Here is a 17,410-nt window from a genome sequence, read left to right as displayed (position 1 = left end):
GGCATTTGTGCTTGTTAAATAATGGCCGTATGATCGATAAATCGGGCATGGAAAGGTTGAAATATACGGGTTTGCTTTATCAATGTGAGCCATGTGCGTTGGCAAAAAAGCAAGATGAAATAGGTATGGGATAAGCAACACTGAAACCTCAGTGTTGCTTTGTTAGTTTAGATGAATAATACAGGTTTATTCATCACATTCACCATTGACGACGCAAGGAATGATGCCTTGGCTAAATCCATATTCTGTGTCGTTGTAAATTTGATCGTCATAAGTATCCCACTCCATGATACCACCAAATTTTGGATCATCTTTGATCAGGCTAACTTGTGATTTCACGCCACTGACTACAGTGTCTAGATCTCTTTGAGTATAAGTATTGTCCGAAACGGAGTAATCATAAAAAATAGAGGCTGCACTGGCACTATGGTAAGACGCAGGTTCGCCAATGACGAGCTTAGTCTCAGAGTCGCTAGGCAGTTGCAATTTCAGCATATTAAATGAACCGCTTATCATTTCAAAATCATTCTCATATAAACTTTGCCCATTATAGGAGAAAGCAGGTGATAAAGGTGTGTTGTATTCTTGAACCATCACATAAGTGAAATCCGCCAGCCCTGATGTGTCGTCACTACTTTCGTAGTAAGGCTGGGTTTCATACCCTGTGGATACCATCATAGCATTACCGTTTGCGTCAGTATTAAACTGTGGTGCGGCAGTAATAATATAAGGCGATTTTCCAGCATCACTGCGGTACGTTTGCAGATCTTGGATCAAGGTATGCATAACTTGATAACTGTATTTACCTTCGATATCAAAATCTACTCCGTCAAGACCATATTCCTCAAGGAAGTCATTGAGCTTACCTGCCAGAGTATAGATTTCATCATCGGTTAGGCTGTCATCAACAAAATACGTATTATTTGCTCCGCCAAATGAAATTAAGACAGAAAGATCGGGGTGGGCTTCTTTGGCTGTTTTGACATCTTGGATCAGGTTTTCTTTGCTAAAGTTAGGTCCAAAGGCGTCTAATGAAGCGCCATCGCTGTCTAGTGTGCCAAAGGCAATAATTAGCATACTGAAATCTTGATCAGCGGTTTCTGCTATTGTCCATGGCCCCCAGTTGGCCCAATAACCTATCATCAAGTGTTGTGCTTCTGCATCATAACTACAATTGGTTTCGCTAGACGTGGCAGTGCAAGAACCCGTTAAGTTATAGCCCGAAATCTTCGGTGTAATAGTGTAAGCCTGCCCATCTTTAGGGAGATAAATGACACTGGTGTAATCGGATGTAAAATCACTGCTATTTGTGAAAGTCAGGTTATTATCACTGACAGCAGTGACTGATCCTGACACACTATTGGAGGATAGTGAGGTGATTTTCATGTTAACAGGGTACATGTCTTCCTGAGTGTAGGTTTTTTCAGTGTACTCAAATGTAGCGGAAGTGACCTTATCTGATACGACAGCAATGTTTTGCGTGGCGGGGCTGGGGATCGTTTCAGTAATGGTTCCATCATCATTTTGCGTAGCGACGGCATTTAAACTAATCTGATAAGCCGCGCCTTCTGATTGTGCCCCTGGAAGTGACAGGGTATCGGTGATCCCTTGGCTTAAGCTTATATCGCCTTGTAAACTGGTGATTGTGGCAGTCAGTTCAGGGACATTGCCTTCATCGGATGACAGGCTTAGGTTAAGCTGGCCTTCATTGGCATAAATATCGACAGAGTCTCCCGAAATTGAGGAGCTAGTATCGCTTGTCATCACATAGAATACACTTTGAATTGATTCGCCGGGTGCTATGGTTTGATCGGAATCGGACATCACAAAAGTATATTCTTGGTTGCTCTCGTCATAGCTGGGTATTTCAGCTGAAATATTATCTAATGAACGAATACTGGATACACTGGATTGCAAACTCGTTGGCATGTGGATTGAGATTGATGTCAGCGGTAAGGTTTCATCTGTAGGATTGGTTACCGTGAATCCAATACCTATCATTCCGGCCCAAACGGTATCAGATGTTTTTGTGATCGCAATATGGTCATTAACTTGAGCAGTTGATTCTTGAGCTGCAAAAGTATGACTGGGTATTAACAAAGCGGCTGAGGCGAGAATCGCATTTAATCGAAATGTTTTTTTCATCATAATCACTTTTTATTGTTGGCTTCATTTATCGGTATTTTTTTGATATTCACTTAACCATTATTATTAATGGGCTGTGCCGTTAAACTATTCAAAAAGATTTTAATCGTTAATTTAAATAGGCTGTTTAATGAACAATGAAATGAGCTTAATTGATTTTGTTTTTCATTATTTAATCTGGCACGTTAATGGAATACCCGTATAAAATTATCGTTTTTTCACTGAATGGAGTCTGAATGAAAAATAATTAATAATCATTGTGTTATCGATTAAATAAATATTCTTATTAAGACTGTCGATAAGGAATAAAAAGATAACGTCCTAATATAAAAACAATTAAATTCATGTTTTATTAATTTAAAAAAGTAACTTAATTAATTAGGTTTATCCTGAAATGTTTTATCGCTTGAAGCCAAAAATTTACATGTAACCTGTCTTTATTAAGAGGCGATGACTATCTGTGATTTAAATAAAATGGATTAAGACGCAATAATCTCTCTAGGTTCTTTCTTTAAGGCTTAAGTTTAAGGTGGCTTGATTCAGTGATGAGGTGAACATGATGAGTGATATTTAAGTTCAGCCGAGGCCATTTTAACAATGGTGTATATATGTGAATGCATGAAGTCATTAAGGGAATGGAGGCCTATATTTCGAATACCTCTTGAATCTTGGCTCACTGAAACGTTAAACGTCGATTTGTTTGACATCTTGATTAAATTTAGGTCATAGTGTTGATACAATTGTAACGTAAATGATTTATGTTGTGATTTTTGTAACTCATTATTTATTAGTGCATTGTTTAGTTTTTTCTAATCAGAATGATTAACTTGACTTTGCTTTTTGGCATTTTTGTAACATTTGGTGGTTTTTCTCGAAATGAGAAACATGGCCGAATGAACATGTGATAAATAGTAGGTCGTTTATGCAGTTTTTTACTATTGATGCGAAAAGCCGTTTAACCAATAAGCAGGTATCTGCTGTTCTCAATGAAAGTGATAGCCCTTATTTTGAAAAAATCACCGACCATCTTATTCAAGTGGAAGAGTGGCTAAAGCAGTATTTGGCCAGACCTCATATAGATTTGGGGAGAAAGGGGCCAGTTTGTCCTTTTGTTCCTGCGGCACTGAATAAACGTAAGGCATTGACTTCTTACATCTTATACGACGCTAAAACGCAAGACTCTGATGTTGAAGCTGCTTTGCTTCGCTACGGAGAATATTTTAGATCTCTGCCTGAGAGTCATCTGAATACCATAGTCATTGTCATGGTGCATAAAGGAGAAGGTGAGAAACTGGGGGCGGGGATTGTTGAGCGAGTGCAACGAACTTTAAAGTCAGTGTTTATGTCTCATGACACTATGATAGGGCAATTTTATTCACAGTGCCCGATTACAGGGTTGCACAATGATGCTTTTTACCCCTTTAATTCCAAGCTGCCTATGATAGGCATACGCCACATCATGCCACAAGATTTAGTGTTTGTGAGCGATGATAGTGAGCACACCAAAATTTATCTTGAAAAACACAACATTTTTAACCGTGAGCAACTGATGCAAGTACTCGAGTCCGTTGGTATGGCTAAAAATGAAAATGTACTACGTCATGTGGATGCCATTTATACCAGCTAGGCCTTTGCATTATTGCGGGTCTGTTTTTCTATTCTTTGTTGCTTAATCAAGTAGGTTATTTATGACTCTTTTTCCAAAAGTGATTGATGATATTCATTATATGCCTATGCAGTTTACTCATATCAATGAGGTAGCTGATATTTTAACCACTGCATTTATTAGCTTTGAGCCTGGCGCCATTGCAATGGGTATAAACAAAGCTGAGATGATTGATTTTGTCCATCACCTTTGCTTGTGTATCTATGAGCAAAAGTTGAGTATTGTAGCCATTGATGTACAAGATAATGATAGTGTTGTGGGAGCGTTTATTGCCCATGATTTACAAGATGATTTATCGAGTATTCATGTATGTGAATCATTGCTCCCTATGATGACCTTGATTGATGAAGCTATAGGGGAAATACAGTCCCTTGATGATAAGAAAACATTGGATCAAGTCATGATTGGCGTGGATTTAGCTTATGCTGGCAAGGGGATTGCGGCTAATTTAATCGATTTATCTCGCAGACAAGCAATGGTAATGGGGTATGAGCGTTTTATTGGAGTGATGACATCGCCAGTGACTCACCATATTGCTCAGCAAATTAATGCGGATGGGCACCATCAATTAATAGAGAAGCGCTATGGCGATTTTAGGTATGAAGGGCATAGGATTTTTGACAATATTAATGAAAAAATGCCTGCGGCATTAAAGTGGCAAACGGATCCTGTTTATGGCATTTTTGTGCAAGATTTTAGTGCACCTATGCGTGAAAAACCTCACGCAAGTATTGAAAACGAGTATTTAAACTTATTGGCAGGCATTAAAAACCGCAAGCGGCAAATGTTAGGTAAGCCGGGGAATATGGCTTTTGACTTTTCATCCTTAACAGATGCCCTTGAAGTGCTGATGAATAATAGTGGCGATCCTTTTTGTGCCTCATCCCATCGATTAAGTACCAAAGGCTTTGAGCGTAAGGTGATCCACTTTTTTGCCGAGCAGTATGGTTTAACGAAAGATAATACCTATGGTTATGTGACTAGTGGTGGCACTGAAGCCATGGAATATGGCTTACTTAAAGGGTTTAACCTTTTTCCTGATGCACCAGTGTTATTGTCTAGAGAAAGCCATTACAGTGCGGTCAGTATTGTTGAAAAATATCATAAAAAATATGAGCTACTGCCTTGTTTGAATAATGGGGAAATGGATTATGGAGCGTTAAAAGAAAGCCTTGTCAATATAGAGGGCCCTGTCATTATTTTAGCGAACATTGGCAGTACGATGAAAGGCGCTATAGATAACATTGCACAGATAAAAGCCCTATTAGCAGACAAGACCCACTTTATTCATGCCGATGCCGCATTGCATGGCAGTTTTTTACCTTTTTTACCCCAAGTATACGATGCTCAGAAGTTGGTTATAGGTGAAAATGTAGATACTTTGTCACTAAGCCTACATAAGTTTTTAGGCAATATTACGCCAGCAGGATTAGTACTGACAAAGAAGCAAGATAATAATGCTGTTATCAAACAAGATTATATAGAGTACATTGCTAGTGATAATAATACTCTGACTTGCTCTCGTTCAGGGTTAGCTGCCTTGCTAGCGGCTTATCGAATTGACACTTTGCAAGAAAGTGGTCTTAAAGAGCAGGGTATGCGTTGTGTGGATTTAGCGCTTTATTTACAAACACAGTTAGAACAAAAGGGAGTCGATGCTAAACTCAATAACGCCTCTAATATTGTGTATATGCCCGCACCCAGTGAGGTGATATGTAAAAAGTGGATGTTACCTGTCACTCAAGGCTTGTCTCATGTTGTGGTCATGCCCCATGCAGATAAGTCGCTACTTGATGAGTTTATTGGTGATCTGGTCTTCGATCTGAGTTGAACTTACTGGGCTTTTATGGGAATGTGTATGGTCATTTCGCTATTGGCAGCGTGTGGATTATAGCCAAAGGGATAGAGCTCAAAATCGGGTTGATTGTAGTGGTCAACTAATATTGGCCACGTTTTTAGAGTTTAACCAGAACAACCGCTCTGATTCATTGGGTGTCAGCCCACCGTTATATTGATGAGGGCGAAGTTGACAGTAGTATCCAATGATGTATCGAATAATCTTTTGTTGAGCCTCTGCAAAATGACAATATCCTGTTGTCGGTATTCATTCTGTTTTTAAACTCCTAAAGAAACGCTCCATTGGGCTATTATCCCAGCAGTTTCCACGCCGAGATAAGCTTTGTTTTATTTGATATCGCCACAATAATTGACGGTACTTTCGGCTAGTATAATGACTGCCTTGATCGCTATGAAACATCACACCCTTGGGTTTTCCACGTGCTTCATACGCTATTGAAAAGTGCTTTACCTGTTAATCGACTATCAGGTGATAATGACATCGCCCAACCAATCACTTTACGAGCAAATAAATCCATTACAACCGCCAAATACATCCAACGATTACCTGCCCACACATAAGTTACATCGCCAATCCATACCTTATTTGGGGCTGTAACGGCAAACTGTTGCCCTAAATAATTGGGGGGTTCAATATGTTCTTGAGTCGTTTTTTTATATTTGTGTTTAGATTGCTGACAACTCACTAAGCCTAACGCTTTCATTAACTTAGTCGCACGATATCGACTGAGAGGGACACCCTGTTGGCTCACCATATCAGCAACTGTTCTTGCACCAGCTGAGCCATTACTTGCAGTATGAACTTCTCTCACGAGACTACAAAGCTTAACTTTATTAGCGTCAATCCTTGTTGTTCTTCTTCGCCAATATTTATAACTGCTACGGTGAATACTGAACACTTCACATAATGTTTTTATGCTGTAGCTCTGCTTGAGTTTCTCAATTATTAAGAATTGTTCAGTGAGTCTGACATCAACAGAGCAGTAGCCTCGGTGTGCCCCTTGGGCATTTTTAGTATTTCATTATGCTCCTGAAGACGCGATAATTACTTCTTTAACTGACGAATTTTAATGCTCATAATGAATACCTCAAAAAAGCTTAGTGTCAGCACCAACGTTTGGCATAAATGCCAAACGTTGGTGCTGAGGCGTCCATTACATCACTACAGACAATTATTATTATACATTCCCCCAGGACATAGAGGGATACTACTAATATTATCAATAAAAAGTTTTACTCCATAAATCTTTCCCAAAGTTAATTTAGGATTTTCTGCTTCAGTAGTTATGATAAACTTAGTCGTATTTTCATCAACCGATTTAACTTGATTTAATGTGACAATTACAGGTTTATTACCATTTTTACCTTTTAAGGCTTCTTCATCTTTGTTATGAACCAAGGCTGCGTTAGGCATTGAACCTGAAAAAATTTTGTCGAAGTTGGCAATAAACTCACGACTTGATATAAGCTTGGTTTCTCTGTCTGGTCTGCTAGTAAAAAGAACTGTATCATTCTCCATATTATGGACAATGAGGCAATATTCATTTTTAGAAGACTTCGTAATTACCCCATCACTTGCACTTAATACCGCTAACCAACTTTGTTGTTCCGCATAACTAGCTGTTGAAACAAATACAAACATAATGAATATAAAAAACATTCTAAATACTTTAATCATATTTAAACTCCATTAATTAGACTTGAACTATAATTATAGTTTTTTATTTCATTTTCAGAAGAGAAATTGCTCACTTACAACCCCTTGTAATTTAAGGAAAAAATACAAGAGGTGATAAAATGACGGAGTGAAGTTAGAGGGTGTTTATATTACCTGTATTCGGGATAAGCAGCGCCGCTTAATAGCACTATTTCTGCCGCTATCTGTGTTGTGCTTTCTACTAATAGCCTGCTATTAGATACGAAATCACGCCTTGATATCGACAAAAATTGCAGTATTAAGCCAAGTTCGAAAATAAAGAATGACCCAATTTCATTCAATTTTTTGATATTAAATGGGTTACCTCACATTTTTGACACTCATTATCCCGAGTTCAGGTTATGTCTTCGTAATGGGGCTTTGACTTGAGCCTACTGCGCTCTGATTGGAATATGTATGGTCATTTCGCTATTGGCAGCGTGTGGATTATAACCGAAGGGATAGAGCTTAAAACTGAGTTGCTCTATGCATGCGTAATGGGACTTTAAGTTGGGCCTACTGCGCTTTGATCTTAATGTGCAAAATCATTTCGCTATTTACTGAGATTTAATGGGAGTATGTATGGTCATTTTGCTATTGGCAGCGTGTGGATTATAGCCGAAGGGATAGAGCTTAAAACTGAGTTGTTCTATGTATTCGTAATGGGACTTTAAGTTGAGCCTACTGCGCTTTGATCTTAATGTGCAAAATCATTTCGCTATTTACTGAGATTTAATGGGAATATGTATGGTCATTTCGCTATTGGCAGCGTGTGGATTATAACCTGAAGGATAGAGCTCAAAGTCGGGTTGCTCTATGTATTCGTAATGAGATTTAGGTAGCCAGCTGCCCCAAATATATTTCAGGGTTTTATTCAAGTGAGCAATAGAGCCCTTGTGAGTAAATTGAGCGTACAATTGCTCGGGGAGCTCTCGTGTGATCATGCCTTGTGGTACGTCATCAAAATGATGGACGGCCGCTGAGCAGATATAGCTAAAACTTACGTCTTCGCCTTTTTCTTGATAAGACTCATAAATTCCAAAAGCTTGTTCGCTTGCGCGATGTTTTATTTTATCCCTAAAAGGCCTAAATGCTGACCATAATTGAATCAAATCCAGCGAGGCATTATCGTATTGCGCTTCAATGCCTACGACCTTCAATGGAGGACGTGTCATTATCTGAGGTTCCATCGAGAGCTCATTTTGTAAAAAATTGAGCATACTTGGCGTAAAGACCTCTTTGTATAATAAGTGTGAAGCAGTATTTTGTGTAGGGTGTTTTTGTTTACGGTACTTTTGATTACGGTATTGTGCTGGTGTGGTTTTAAAGGTGGCTTTAAAGGCGCGAGTAAATGCTTCTTGTGAGTCAAACTGACAATCTAATGCTAAAGATAGAATGCCAATATTCTCGTTAAGCAGTCTTTGCGCCGCTAAGGTCAAGCGGCGCTTACGCAGATACTCTTTTGGCGTGTCCCCCACTAAACTTTTAAAGACTCGACTAAAATGATAGGTCGAATAATGAGATGCCGCAGCGACATCGTGGATTGAGATGCGGTTATTTAAGTTGTTCTCTATAAAATCAATACTTTTGAAAAATCGTTCCATATAGACATGTCCTTTTTTGCCCTTTTTTTCCTTCCAAACCCAAATCCATAACGCCTTGATTGACTGGCAGCGTCAAGATAGCAAGAAATATCAAAAATAGCGATGTGACTTATTCTATTCTTGTTCTATGAACTTGAATAAGGATGAGGTGCAATATGTTGAAAAGTATATTAATTACGGGGGCAAATGCGGGCTTGGGAAAAGAGTCGGCTAAGCAATTAGCCTTGCAAGAAGGAGTGAGTAAGATTTATTTGGCTTGCCGAAACTCTAGTAAAGCTCTGCAGGCAAAGGCTGAGCTAGAGCAAGTCACAGGTAAAGCCATTTTTGAGATTGTTATCATGGATGTTTCCAATATCGATTCTGTGAAAGCCGCCGTGCGAGCTTTGCCTGAGCCCATTGACGGTTTAGTCATGAATGCTGGTGGAACGGGCGGAAAGCGTTTTTTTGAGAAAACTAAAGAGGGGGTGACGCAAATCTTTGCCGTAAATTTATTGGGGCATGTGGTATTAACTCAGACATTATTAGCACAAAATAAGCTTAATCAAGTGGCCGTTTATGCTGGCTCTGAGGCGGCAAGGGGGGTGAAAGGAATGGGAATGAAACGTCCTAACTTAAAAACCTCATCCGTAGAGGAGTTTGAGAAGATCGGCAATGGGGCTTTTTTTGGCAAGGTTAATGATGCCACCATTCCCTATGGTCCCATCAAATACATGGCAGCTTTATGGATGTCGTCGATGGCGCGCCAGTATCCTGATATCCGTTTTATTACCATGAGCCCTGGTGCAACAACAGGTACTGAAGGTTTTAATACGCTGACACCCTTTAAGCAGTATGCGATGAAAGCCATGATGAAACTCATGTTAATGCTTGGAAAAGTCCATAAATTGGAAGTGGGCGCTCAGCGTTTTGTGGATGCCCTACAAAATGAGGCCTATAAAAGCGGCGTATTTTATGGCAGTCAATTCGGATTAACTGGGCCTGTGGGCGAGCAGAGTTTACATTTTGCTGATTTAGACAATGTCGCCATTCAAGATAATGCGCGAATGGCTATTCAGCGTTTTATAAAATAAGTATATTTTTATCAGTGCATTATATATCCGCTACAAGGTGAGGTGCCAGCATGGTAAATGCCATACTGGCTTTGCTGCTTCCTGTTCAATGCTTTCTCTAAAGACATGCTGTTAATCGTTATCAAGACTAAGCTTATGAAGTGTCAGTATCACGAGTAGATTGATTTAGCTATAACGTCACAGGGGATAAAATGAAAGCGTCTGATCTGTTAATCAAAGCATTAGAAAATGAAGGGGTGAAGTATATTTTTGCGCTGCCTGGTGAAGAAAATCTTGATGTGCTTGAATCATTGAAAGGTTCATCCATTGAACTTATTTTGACTCGGCATGAGCAAGGGGCCGGCTTTATGGCGGCAACCTATGGACGCTTAACAGGGAAAGCGGGAGTCTGTATGGCGACATTGGGGCCTGGGGCAACGAATTTAGCGACACCAGCGGCTTATGCGCATTTAGGGGCTTTTCCCTTGATCATGATAACAGGTCAAAAGCCCATTAAAACATCGAAACAAGGCCAGTTTCAAATCATTGATATTGTGAAATTGTATGAGCCCATCTGTAAGTTAAGTAAGCAAATCGTTAATGGGAATACCATCCCATCATTGGTGAGGGAAGCGTTTCGTCGAGCAGAAGAGGAGCGCCCTGGGGCTATTTTACTGGAATTACCCGAAGATATTGCCGCTGAAGAAACGAATACCCATGTTATTCGACCCAGTGTTCGTCAATATGCTGTGGCCGATGATTTTGTGTTAAATGAAGCGGTAAAGAAGATCAAAGCTGCCAAAATGCCGTTAATTTTGGTGGGTGCCGGAGCCAATCGTAAGGCATCATGGAAAGCCTTAGCGCATTTTGTCAATAACACAGGTATGTACTTTTTTAATACTCAGATGGGTAAAGGAGTGATCGATGAGCGTGGTGATTTCTTTATTGGTACAGCGGCTTTGTCTGATAATGATTACTTGCATTATGCGGTTGCCAAAGCGGATCTCGTGATAAATATTGGTCATGACGTGGTGGAGAAACCTCCTTTTTTTATGGCTGATGATGGAAAGCAAGTGATCCATTTAAATTACAAATCAGCCCAAGTGGATGAAGTGTATTTTCCTCAGCTTGAACTTGTGGGGGATATTAGCCTTACGGTTGAGCGGTTAAGTGAGAAATTAACAGGATGGAAGTGCGCACCAATCGACTATTTTAAACGAGTAAAAAATGAAGTTGAGCGGCATATTGCTCAGGGAAGTGAAGATGACGCTTTTCCTATTATTCCTCAGCGTGTTGTTGCCGATACGCGTAAGGTCATGGGAGAGAAGGGCATTATTGCCTTAGATAATGGCATTTATAAAATTTGGTTTGCCCGTAATTACAAAGCGTATTATCCCCATACAGTGTTATTAGATAATGCGTTAGCTACCATGGGAGCGGGGTTGTCGTCTGCCATGATGGCGGCAAAATTGAATCCTGATAAACGAGTGCTAGCCATTTGTGGTGACGGCGGATTCATGATGAATTCTCAAGAAATTGAAACCGCATTGAGGTTGAAGATTAATTTAGTGGTGATGATATTAAAGGATAATGCTTATGGCATGATACGTTGGAAGCAGCAAATCGCCGGTTTTGCAGATTGGGGGCTCGAATTTACCGATCCTGATTTTGTGCAATATGCTCAAGCCTACGGTGCCAAAGGCCATCTAGTGAGCAGCGCTGAGACATTGATGAGCACCTTGGACAGCGCTTTTAAGCAAGGAGGAGTCAATCTTGTCGAGGTGCCAGTAGATTATGCCGCTAATCGCTCGGTATTGATTGAAGAGCTAGCACACAAGGTGAGTTTATTATAAGTGTGGTTTTGAGGGGGGATAGTCATGTTTCCCAATTATATTTTTTGAAGGAGGGAAGCAGTATGATGACTTTTCATACTGGCATTCTTGATTAGGATTACACTTGTCAGTATTGGTTTAATACAAATCAGGTGTGTCATGACCTTTAAAATGAATTCGCCACAAGGGAAATGTATTTTAGCTATGGTAAGAGAGGGGGATTTTGCTCACCCCGGTGAAGAGCCTGCTATTGTGGATGCAGTAGCAGGGTTACCTAAAGATAAGATTAATCAAGTATTAGATATTGGTTGCGGCCGTGGTGGAACCGCTAACTGGTTTCATACTCATGGTTGGGGCAAGGTTGTTGGAATTGATATTGATGAGACTTCGATTAATTATGCTAAACGGCAATACCCAGACGTAAGCTTCTTTTCACAAGATGTGTTATCGCTTTCAGTATTGCATTCAACAATGGAATGGGGGCATTTTGACCTCATTTATTTGTTTAATGTGTTTTATGCCTTAAATAATCAAGCGGCAGTATTAAAAACATTAAGAAAGCAGTGCGCTGTTGGAGCGCATTTATTAATTTGTGATTATACCCTCAGTAAGACTCAGACATTACCTATGAGTTTAGGGGAGGAAATTGGTCAACCTATTGCTATGAATACGATAGAGCAATGGCTGCCAGAGGCTCACTGGCAATTAGACAGGTTTGAAGATTGGACGGAAAAATACATTAATGCTTATGTGTCCTTTATTGAAAAGCTTAAAAGTAAGCAAGCGGCCATAGTGCAATTGTTTGATGAAGCTTGGTATCAGTATGTATTCACTTGGTATCAAACATTATTACATGAGTTACAAGCGGGCAATATTGGTGGTGGTAAGTTTATGATTAAGGCGATCTAAAATGTGCTGTTAATGATGATATGAGCATGGGTTTTCACGTTCGCTATTTTGCTTGTTTTAGGCGGATTAAGATTGCACATACTCATTAGTGCTCATTTAAGCTACAATGCTTTTTCGTCAGCTATATGGCTTTATGATGTAGTGTAAAGCGTTACATAAGATTACAAATAGATTCTTAGATAAATCAATGATCTCACAAATAATGAAACCTTCAGCCTCTTTAAAAGCCTATAACACTTTTGGTATTGAACACTCGTGTCTTTTTTTGCATGAGGTGCGCGATAAAGCGACATTAGTGTCAACTTGCCTTGAATTATACGCGCAAGATCTACCTGTACTGATTTTAGGCGGTGGCAGTAATATTGTGCTGGTAGATGATTATCAAGGTCATGTTGTTAAGGTGATGACCAAAGGCATTCGCTGTGAAGAAGATGACGACTTTTTTTATTTGAACGTTGAAGCGGGTGAGAATTGGCATGAACTGGTTACCTTTTGCGTTCGAGAAGGCATGGGAGGATTGGAGAATTTAGCCTTAATTCCTGGCACGGTAGGGGCCGCACCTATTCAAAATATTGGCGCTTATGGTGTTGAGTTTTGTGATATTTGTCATTGGGTTGAGTATTTGGATTTAGCGTCGGGCAAATTAAAGCGTTTATCGACGGCTGAGTGTGAATTTGCTTATCGTGAGTCTATTTTTAAGCAAGCGCTAAAAGGAACGGCGGTGATCACGGCGGTTGGTATAAAACTCGCCAAGCAATGGCAGCCGATTTTATCTTATGGGCCTTTACACGCGATAGCGCAAGTTAATCTAGCGCCTAAGCATATCTTTGAGTATGTTTGTCAGTTACGGCGAGAGAAGCTACCAGATCCTTCAGTATTAGGAAACGCGGGCAGTTTTTTCAAAAACCCTATCGTATCGGTATCAACATTTGAAGGGTTGCAAGCCCGTTACCCGGATATTGTGGCGTTTGAAATGGATCATCAGCAGATGAAATTAGCCGCTGCTTGGCTAATTGATAAAGCGGGATTGAAGGGCATGCGCTGTAGCGACGCTAGTGTACATGAAAAACAAGCGCTAGTGCTGGTTAATCACGGTGAGGCGACAGGTCATGACGTATGTCAACTCGCTGAACTCATCATTGAACGTATCATGCAGTTATTTGGAGTCCAGCTTGAGGCCGAACCTCGACTCATAGGTGCAATGGGTGAAATTAATTAAAGGATAATGGATATGACTGAAAATTGGACGAAAAAACGACAAATATTACAGGCATTAACCAATGAAGGTTTTGTGTCTGGCGAAACCCTGGCGCAGTTAATTGGTGTGTCTCGCACGGCTATTGCAAACCATATTAGTTCATTGGAAGAATATGGCGTTGATATTTATAGCGTTAAGGGAAAAGGTTATAAATTGGTGAACCCAGTGTCTTTAGTTAATGAAGATGCCTTAACTGAGGCCATTAATCATCGTTGTTTTTATTTTGATGAACTCGCCAGTACCAATGGATTCTTGTTAAAACACATTGATGATCTCAAGTCTGGCGATATTTGTGTGTCTGAATACCAATCCGCAGGGCGAGGGCGCAGAGGGCGCACTTGGCTGTCGCCTTATGGTTGTCATTTGTATACTTCAATGTTTTGGTCTTTTCCTCAGGGGATGTCCCAAGCTATGGGCCTGAGTTTAGTGGTTGGATGTTCGTTAGTCAGTGTCCTTGAAGCCTTTGGTGTGAGTGGACTTGGCTTGAAATGGCCCAATGATACTTACTTGAATAACAAGAAGCTGGCGGGGGTGCTTGTTGAAATGAGCGGGCAAACCGATAGCGAATGTCATGTGGTGATTGGCATTGGGATGAATATGGCTATGCCTAGCGCTCAAGGTGATGCGATTGATCAGCCTTGGAGTGATTTATCTGAATTGAAGAGCCAACCGAATAAAACTGAGTTAGTGATAGCGCTGCAAAAACAGCTACAGAAAGATTTACGTGTATTTGAGGCGCAAGGGTTAGCGGCCTTTATGACGCGCTGGCAGGCAGCTGATTTATTTCTTAATCAAGCGGTGACATTATCCATGGCTGATAATAATGTGGCGGGCATTTGCAAAGGTATTGATGAAAAAGGCTCGATTCTATTGGAGACAAATCAAGGGATTGAAGCTTATGTTGGAGGAGAAATTAGCTTACGTAGCGCAAGCTAATCCTGATGAATCAAGGTGATTGGTTAAATACGGGGTAGTGCTATTTTCTAAGCAAGACTTGATCCATTAAATGATCGGCCCCTTTTTGAAGAATTAAGTGGGCTCTTTCTCGTGTGGGCTCAATATTGAGTTGTAAGTTGGGTCCATTGATGCTGTCCCAAATATTGGTGGCAATCTGGACTGATTCTTCATCATTTAAATGAGAGTAATGATGAAAATAAGATTTTGGGTTAGCAAAAGCGCCTTGACGGAATTGTAAAAAGCGTTCGACATACCATTGCTTCAGCAATGAGCGGTTAGCATCTACATAAATTGAAAAATCAACAAAGTCAGATAAAAAAGGCCGCTTAGTATCAAAAGGCGAATCTTGTCCCGTTTGTAGGACATTGAGACCTTCGATGATCAAAATATCGGGTTGATTAATAATTTGATTTTTCTTTGGGATCCTATCGTAGGTGATATGAGAGTATATTGGCGCTTTGACTTTTGCCTCGCCTGATTTGACTTTGGTGATAAATTCAATCAAGAGCTTCATATCATAACTTTCAGGAAAACCTTTACGTTGCAGTAAGCCACGCCTTTTAAGCTCTGCTAATGGATATAAAAAGCCGTCTGTGGTGATAAGATCGACTTGTGGGTGCTCTGGCCATTGTTGTAATAAGGCTTGTAGGATCCGCGCTGTGGTACTTTTCCCAACGGCGACGCTACCAGCAATACTAATAATGTAAGGTCTTTTAGGTGGAGTGTGGCCCAAAAACTGATTCAGTGTACGGCCACGTTGCTGTTTGGCACCGACAATTAAGTTTAATAATCGGCTAAGCGGTAAATAAATATCAGTGACTTCGTTCAGAGAGAGTTTTTCATTAATACCACGTAAATTTTCTAAATCGGTTTCATTCAATGTTAAGGGGACTGAATTACGTAGCTCTGCCCATTGATCTCTCTGAAAAGCAAGATAAAGCGCATGGTGAAATAGGTTGGCCGATGTCATAGCATAGTTCTCCTTAGAGGCTGCACACTACACTATGATTTTATGAGGGACAAGAATAAAGATTGCGTGAATAGGTGAGAAGAGGAATTTGTTGATACTTATGCTGACTTTTTAATCTGAAAAGGGCGTTTTGGTGCAAAAAAACATCGCTTAACACTTTTTTTTAATTAAATTCCACTTTACCTCTTGCACTTATTCTCATACTCCCCTAATATCCGCTACCGAAATGACACGCCGGCATAGCTCAGTTGGTAGAGCAACTGACTTGTAATCAGTAGGTCCCGAGTTCGACTCTTGGTGCCGGCACCACATTTCATCGGAGGGGTTCCCGAGTGGCCAAAGGGATCAGACTGTAAATCTGACGGCTCAGCCTTCGAAGGTTCGAATCCTTCTCCCTCCACCATTTTTTAATGGGTAGTTAGGTAACCTAAAGTAGGTTGCGCGGATGTCGTATAATGGTATTACTCCAGCCTTCCAAGCTGATAACGCGGGTTCGATTCCCGCCATCCGCTCCAATTCTGATTTGTGCTCAATCAGCCGAGCACGCCCTAACTTAAGGGCGAGGTCCTCAGTATTGTGCCAGTCAGCTACAACTCTTCTTTATTCTTCCCTAATTATTCAAACTTAACGATTCGATGACATTTAATGTATCGGATTTTTTATCATATTTGCAGTTTCATCACCAAGTATTTTGGATTGGGGCAATACCATGGCTAAAGAAAAATTCGAACGTAGTAAACCTCACGTAAACGTAGGTACAATTGGTCACGTTGACCATGGTAAAACTACATTAACTGCTGCAATCTCTGCAGTATTAACCAAGACTTACGGTGGTGAAGTTAAAGATTTCGCACAAATCGATAACGCTCCAGAAGAGCGTGAGCGTGGTATTACGATTAATACTTCTCACATCGAATATGACACACCTACTCGTCACTATGCACACGTAGACTGCCCAGGTCACGCGGATTATGTTAAAAACATGATTACTGGTGCTGCTCAAATGGACGGTGCAATTCTAGTTGTTGCGTCTACTGATGGCCCAATGCCACAAACTCGTGAGCACATCCTACTTTCTCGCCAAGTTGGTGTACCTTTCATCATCGTATTCATGAACAAATGTGACATGGTTGATGACGAAGAGCTACTTGAGTTAGTAGAAATGGAAGTCCGTGAGCTACTTTCTGAATATGAATTCCCAGGTGATGACCTACCTGTTATTCAAGGCTCAGCGCTTAAAGCCCTTGAAGGTGAGCCAGAGTGGGAAGCAAAAATCCTTGAGCTTGCAGAAGCCCTAGATACTTACATTCCAGAGCCAGAGCGTGCGATTGACGGTGCATTCATTCTTCCAATCGAAGATGTATTCTCAATCTCAGGTCGTGGTACTGTGGTTACTGGTCGTGTAGAGCGCGGTATCATCAAGGTTGGTGAAGAAGTTGAAATCGTGGGTATCAAAGACACCACTAA

Annotated in this window: 12 protein-coding genes, 3 tRNA genes and 1 pseudogene; 11 read left to right on the top strand and 5 right to left on the bottom strand. The window is 40.5% G+C overall.

Annotation, left to right across the window (positions count from 1 at the left end; translation table 11 throughout):
• Window positions 1–186 precede the first annotated feature (186 nt).
• Window positions 187–2,148, bottom strand: a complete 1,962-nt coding sequence (locus Q0791_RS16455) for a glycoside hydrolase family 18 protein (RefSeq protein ID WP_299008666.1) — start codon at window positions 2,146–2,148, stop codon at window positions 187–189.
• A 919-nt stretch (window positions 2,149–3,067) separates the two neighbouring features.
• Between Q0791_RS16455 and Q0791_RS16450 the strand changes: the two genes are divergently transcribed.
• Together Q0791_RS16450 and Q0791_RS16445 are read left to right on the top strand one after the other, a co-directional pair.
• Window positions 3,068–3,772, top strand: a complete 705-nt coding sequence (locus tag Q0791_RS16450; RefSeq protein ID WP_299008663.1) for a DUF6875 domain-containing protein — start codon at window positions 3,068–3,070, stop codon at window positions 3,770–3,772.
• A 61-nt stretch (window positions 3,773–3,833) separates the two neighbouring features.
• Window positions 3,834–5,642, top strand: a complete 1,809-nt coding sequence (locus Q0791_RS16445) for a histidine decarboxylase (RefSeq protein WP_299008661.1) — start codon at window positions 3,834–3,836, stop codon at window positions 5,640–5,642.
• A gap of 102 nt (window positions 5,643–5,744) precedes the next feature.
• Here Q0791_RS16445 and Q0791_RS16440 read toward each other — a convergent pair.
• The 3 genes and pseudogenes from Q0791_RS16440 to Q0791_RS16430 form a co-directional block, all read right to left on the bottom strand.
• Window positions 5,745–6,740: pseudogene (locus tag Q0791_RS16440) on the bottom strand (IS3 family transposase); the annotation flags it as partial.
• 90 nt (window positions 6,741–6,830) lie between these two features.
• The gene (locus Q0791_RS16435) at window positions 6,831–7,346 is read right to left on the bottom strand and encodes a hypothetical protein (protein WP_299008658.1); all 516 of its coding nucleotides are present in this window, start codon (window positions 7,344–7,346) and stop codon (window positions 6,831–6,833) included.
• A 740-nt stretch (window positions 7,347–8,086) separates the two neighbouring features.
• Complete coding sequence (locus Q0791_RS16430) at window positions 8,087–8,968, bottom strand: AraC family transcriptional regulator (protein WP_299008655.1); 882 nt, start codon at window positions 8,966–8,968, stop codon at window positions 8,087–8,089.
• Between the two features lie 155 nt (window positions 8,969–9,123).
• Here Q0791_RS16430 and Q0791_RS16425 point away from each other — a divergent pair, with 155 nt between their 5' ends.
• The 5 genes from Q0791_RS16425 to birA all read left to right on the top strand — a co-directional run bounded on the left by Q0791_RS16425 (window position 9,124) and on the right by birA (window position 14,952).
• Complete coding sequence (locus Q0791_RS16425; protein WP_299008653.1) at window positions 9,124–10,038, top strand: SDR family NAD(P)-dependent oxidoreductase; 915 nt, start codon at window positions 9,124–9,126, stop codon at window positions 10,036–10,038.
• Between the two features lie 191 nt (window positions 10,039–10,229).
• Window positions 10,230–11,870, top strand: coding sequence for an acetolactate synthase large subunit (locus tag Q0791_RS16420; RefSeq protein ID WP_299008651.1), 1,641 nt, complete (start codon window positions 10,230–10,232; stop codon window positions 11,868–11,870).
• Window positions 11,871–12,008: 138 nt separating this feature from the next.
• Window positions 12,009–12,758 (top strand): class I SAM-dependent methyltransferase, encoded by a 750-nt coding sequence (locus Q0791_RS16415; RefSeq protein ID WP_299008649.1) that lies wholly within the window; start codon window positions 12,009–12,011, stop codon window positions 12,756–12,758.
• Between the two features lie 202 nt (window positions 12,759–12,960).
• Window positions 12,961–13,977 (top strand): UDP-N-acetylmuramate dehydrogenase, encoded by a 1,017-nt coding sequence (gene murB / locus Q0791_RS16410; protein ID WP_299008647.1) that lies wholly within the window; start codon window positions 12,961–12,963, stop codon window positions 13,975–13,977.
• A gap of 12 nt (window positions 13,978–13,989) precedes the next feature.
• Window positions 13,990–14,952: a bifunctional biotin--[acetyl-CoA-carboxylase] ligase/biotin operon repressor BirA gene (birA, locus tag Q0791_RS16405; RefSeq protein ID WP_299008645.1), complete on the top strand. Its 963-nt coding sequence runs from the start codon at window positions 13,990–13,992 to the stop codon at window positions 14,950–14,952.
• Window positions 14,953–14,992: 40 nt separating this feature from the next.
• Here birA and coaA read toward each other — a convergent pair whose 3' ends face one another.
• A complete protein-coding gene (gene coaA / locus Q0791_RS16400) occupies window positions 14,993–15,943 on the bottom strand; it encodes a type I pantothenate kinase (protein ID WP_299008643.1) in 951 nt (316 codons plus the stop codon).
• Window positions 15,944–16,176: 233 nt separating this feature from the next.
• On the opposite strand from coaA, the gene Q0791_RS16395 reads away from it, so the two are divergent.
• From Q0791_RS16395 to Q0791_RS16380, 4 genes are all read left to right on the top strand, one after another.
• Window positions 16,177–16,252 (top strand) — tRNA-Thr (locus Q0791_RS16395).
• Window positions 16,253–16,261: 9 nt separating this feature from the next.
• A tRNA-Tyr gene (locus Q0791_RS16390) sits at window positions 16,262–16,346 on the top strand.
• A 38-nt stretch (window positions 16,347–16,384) separates the two neighbouring features.
• A tRNA-Gly gene (locus tag Q0791_RS16385) sits at window positions 16,385–16,458 on the top strand.
• Between the two features lie 194 nt (window positions 16,459–16,652).
• The coding region (locus tag Q0791_RS16380) for an elongation factor Tu (protein ID WP_299008641.1) at window positions 16,653–17,410 on the top strand (758 nt) is incomplete at its 3' end.

It is taken from the genome of uncultured Shewanella sp., from assembly GCF_947495455.1.
GTDB lineage: Bacteria > Pseudomonadota > Gammaproteobacteria > Enterobacterales > Shewanellaceae > Shewanella.
The sequence above is the reverse complement of the archived record's forward strand: the minus strand, read 5'-3'. Positions and strand labels throughout refer to the sequence as shown.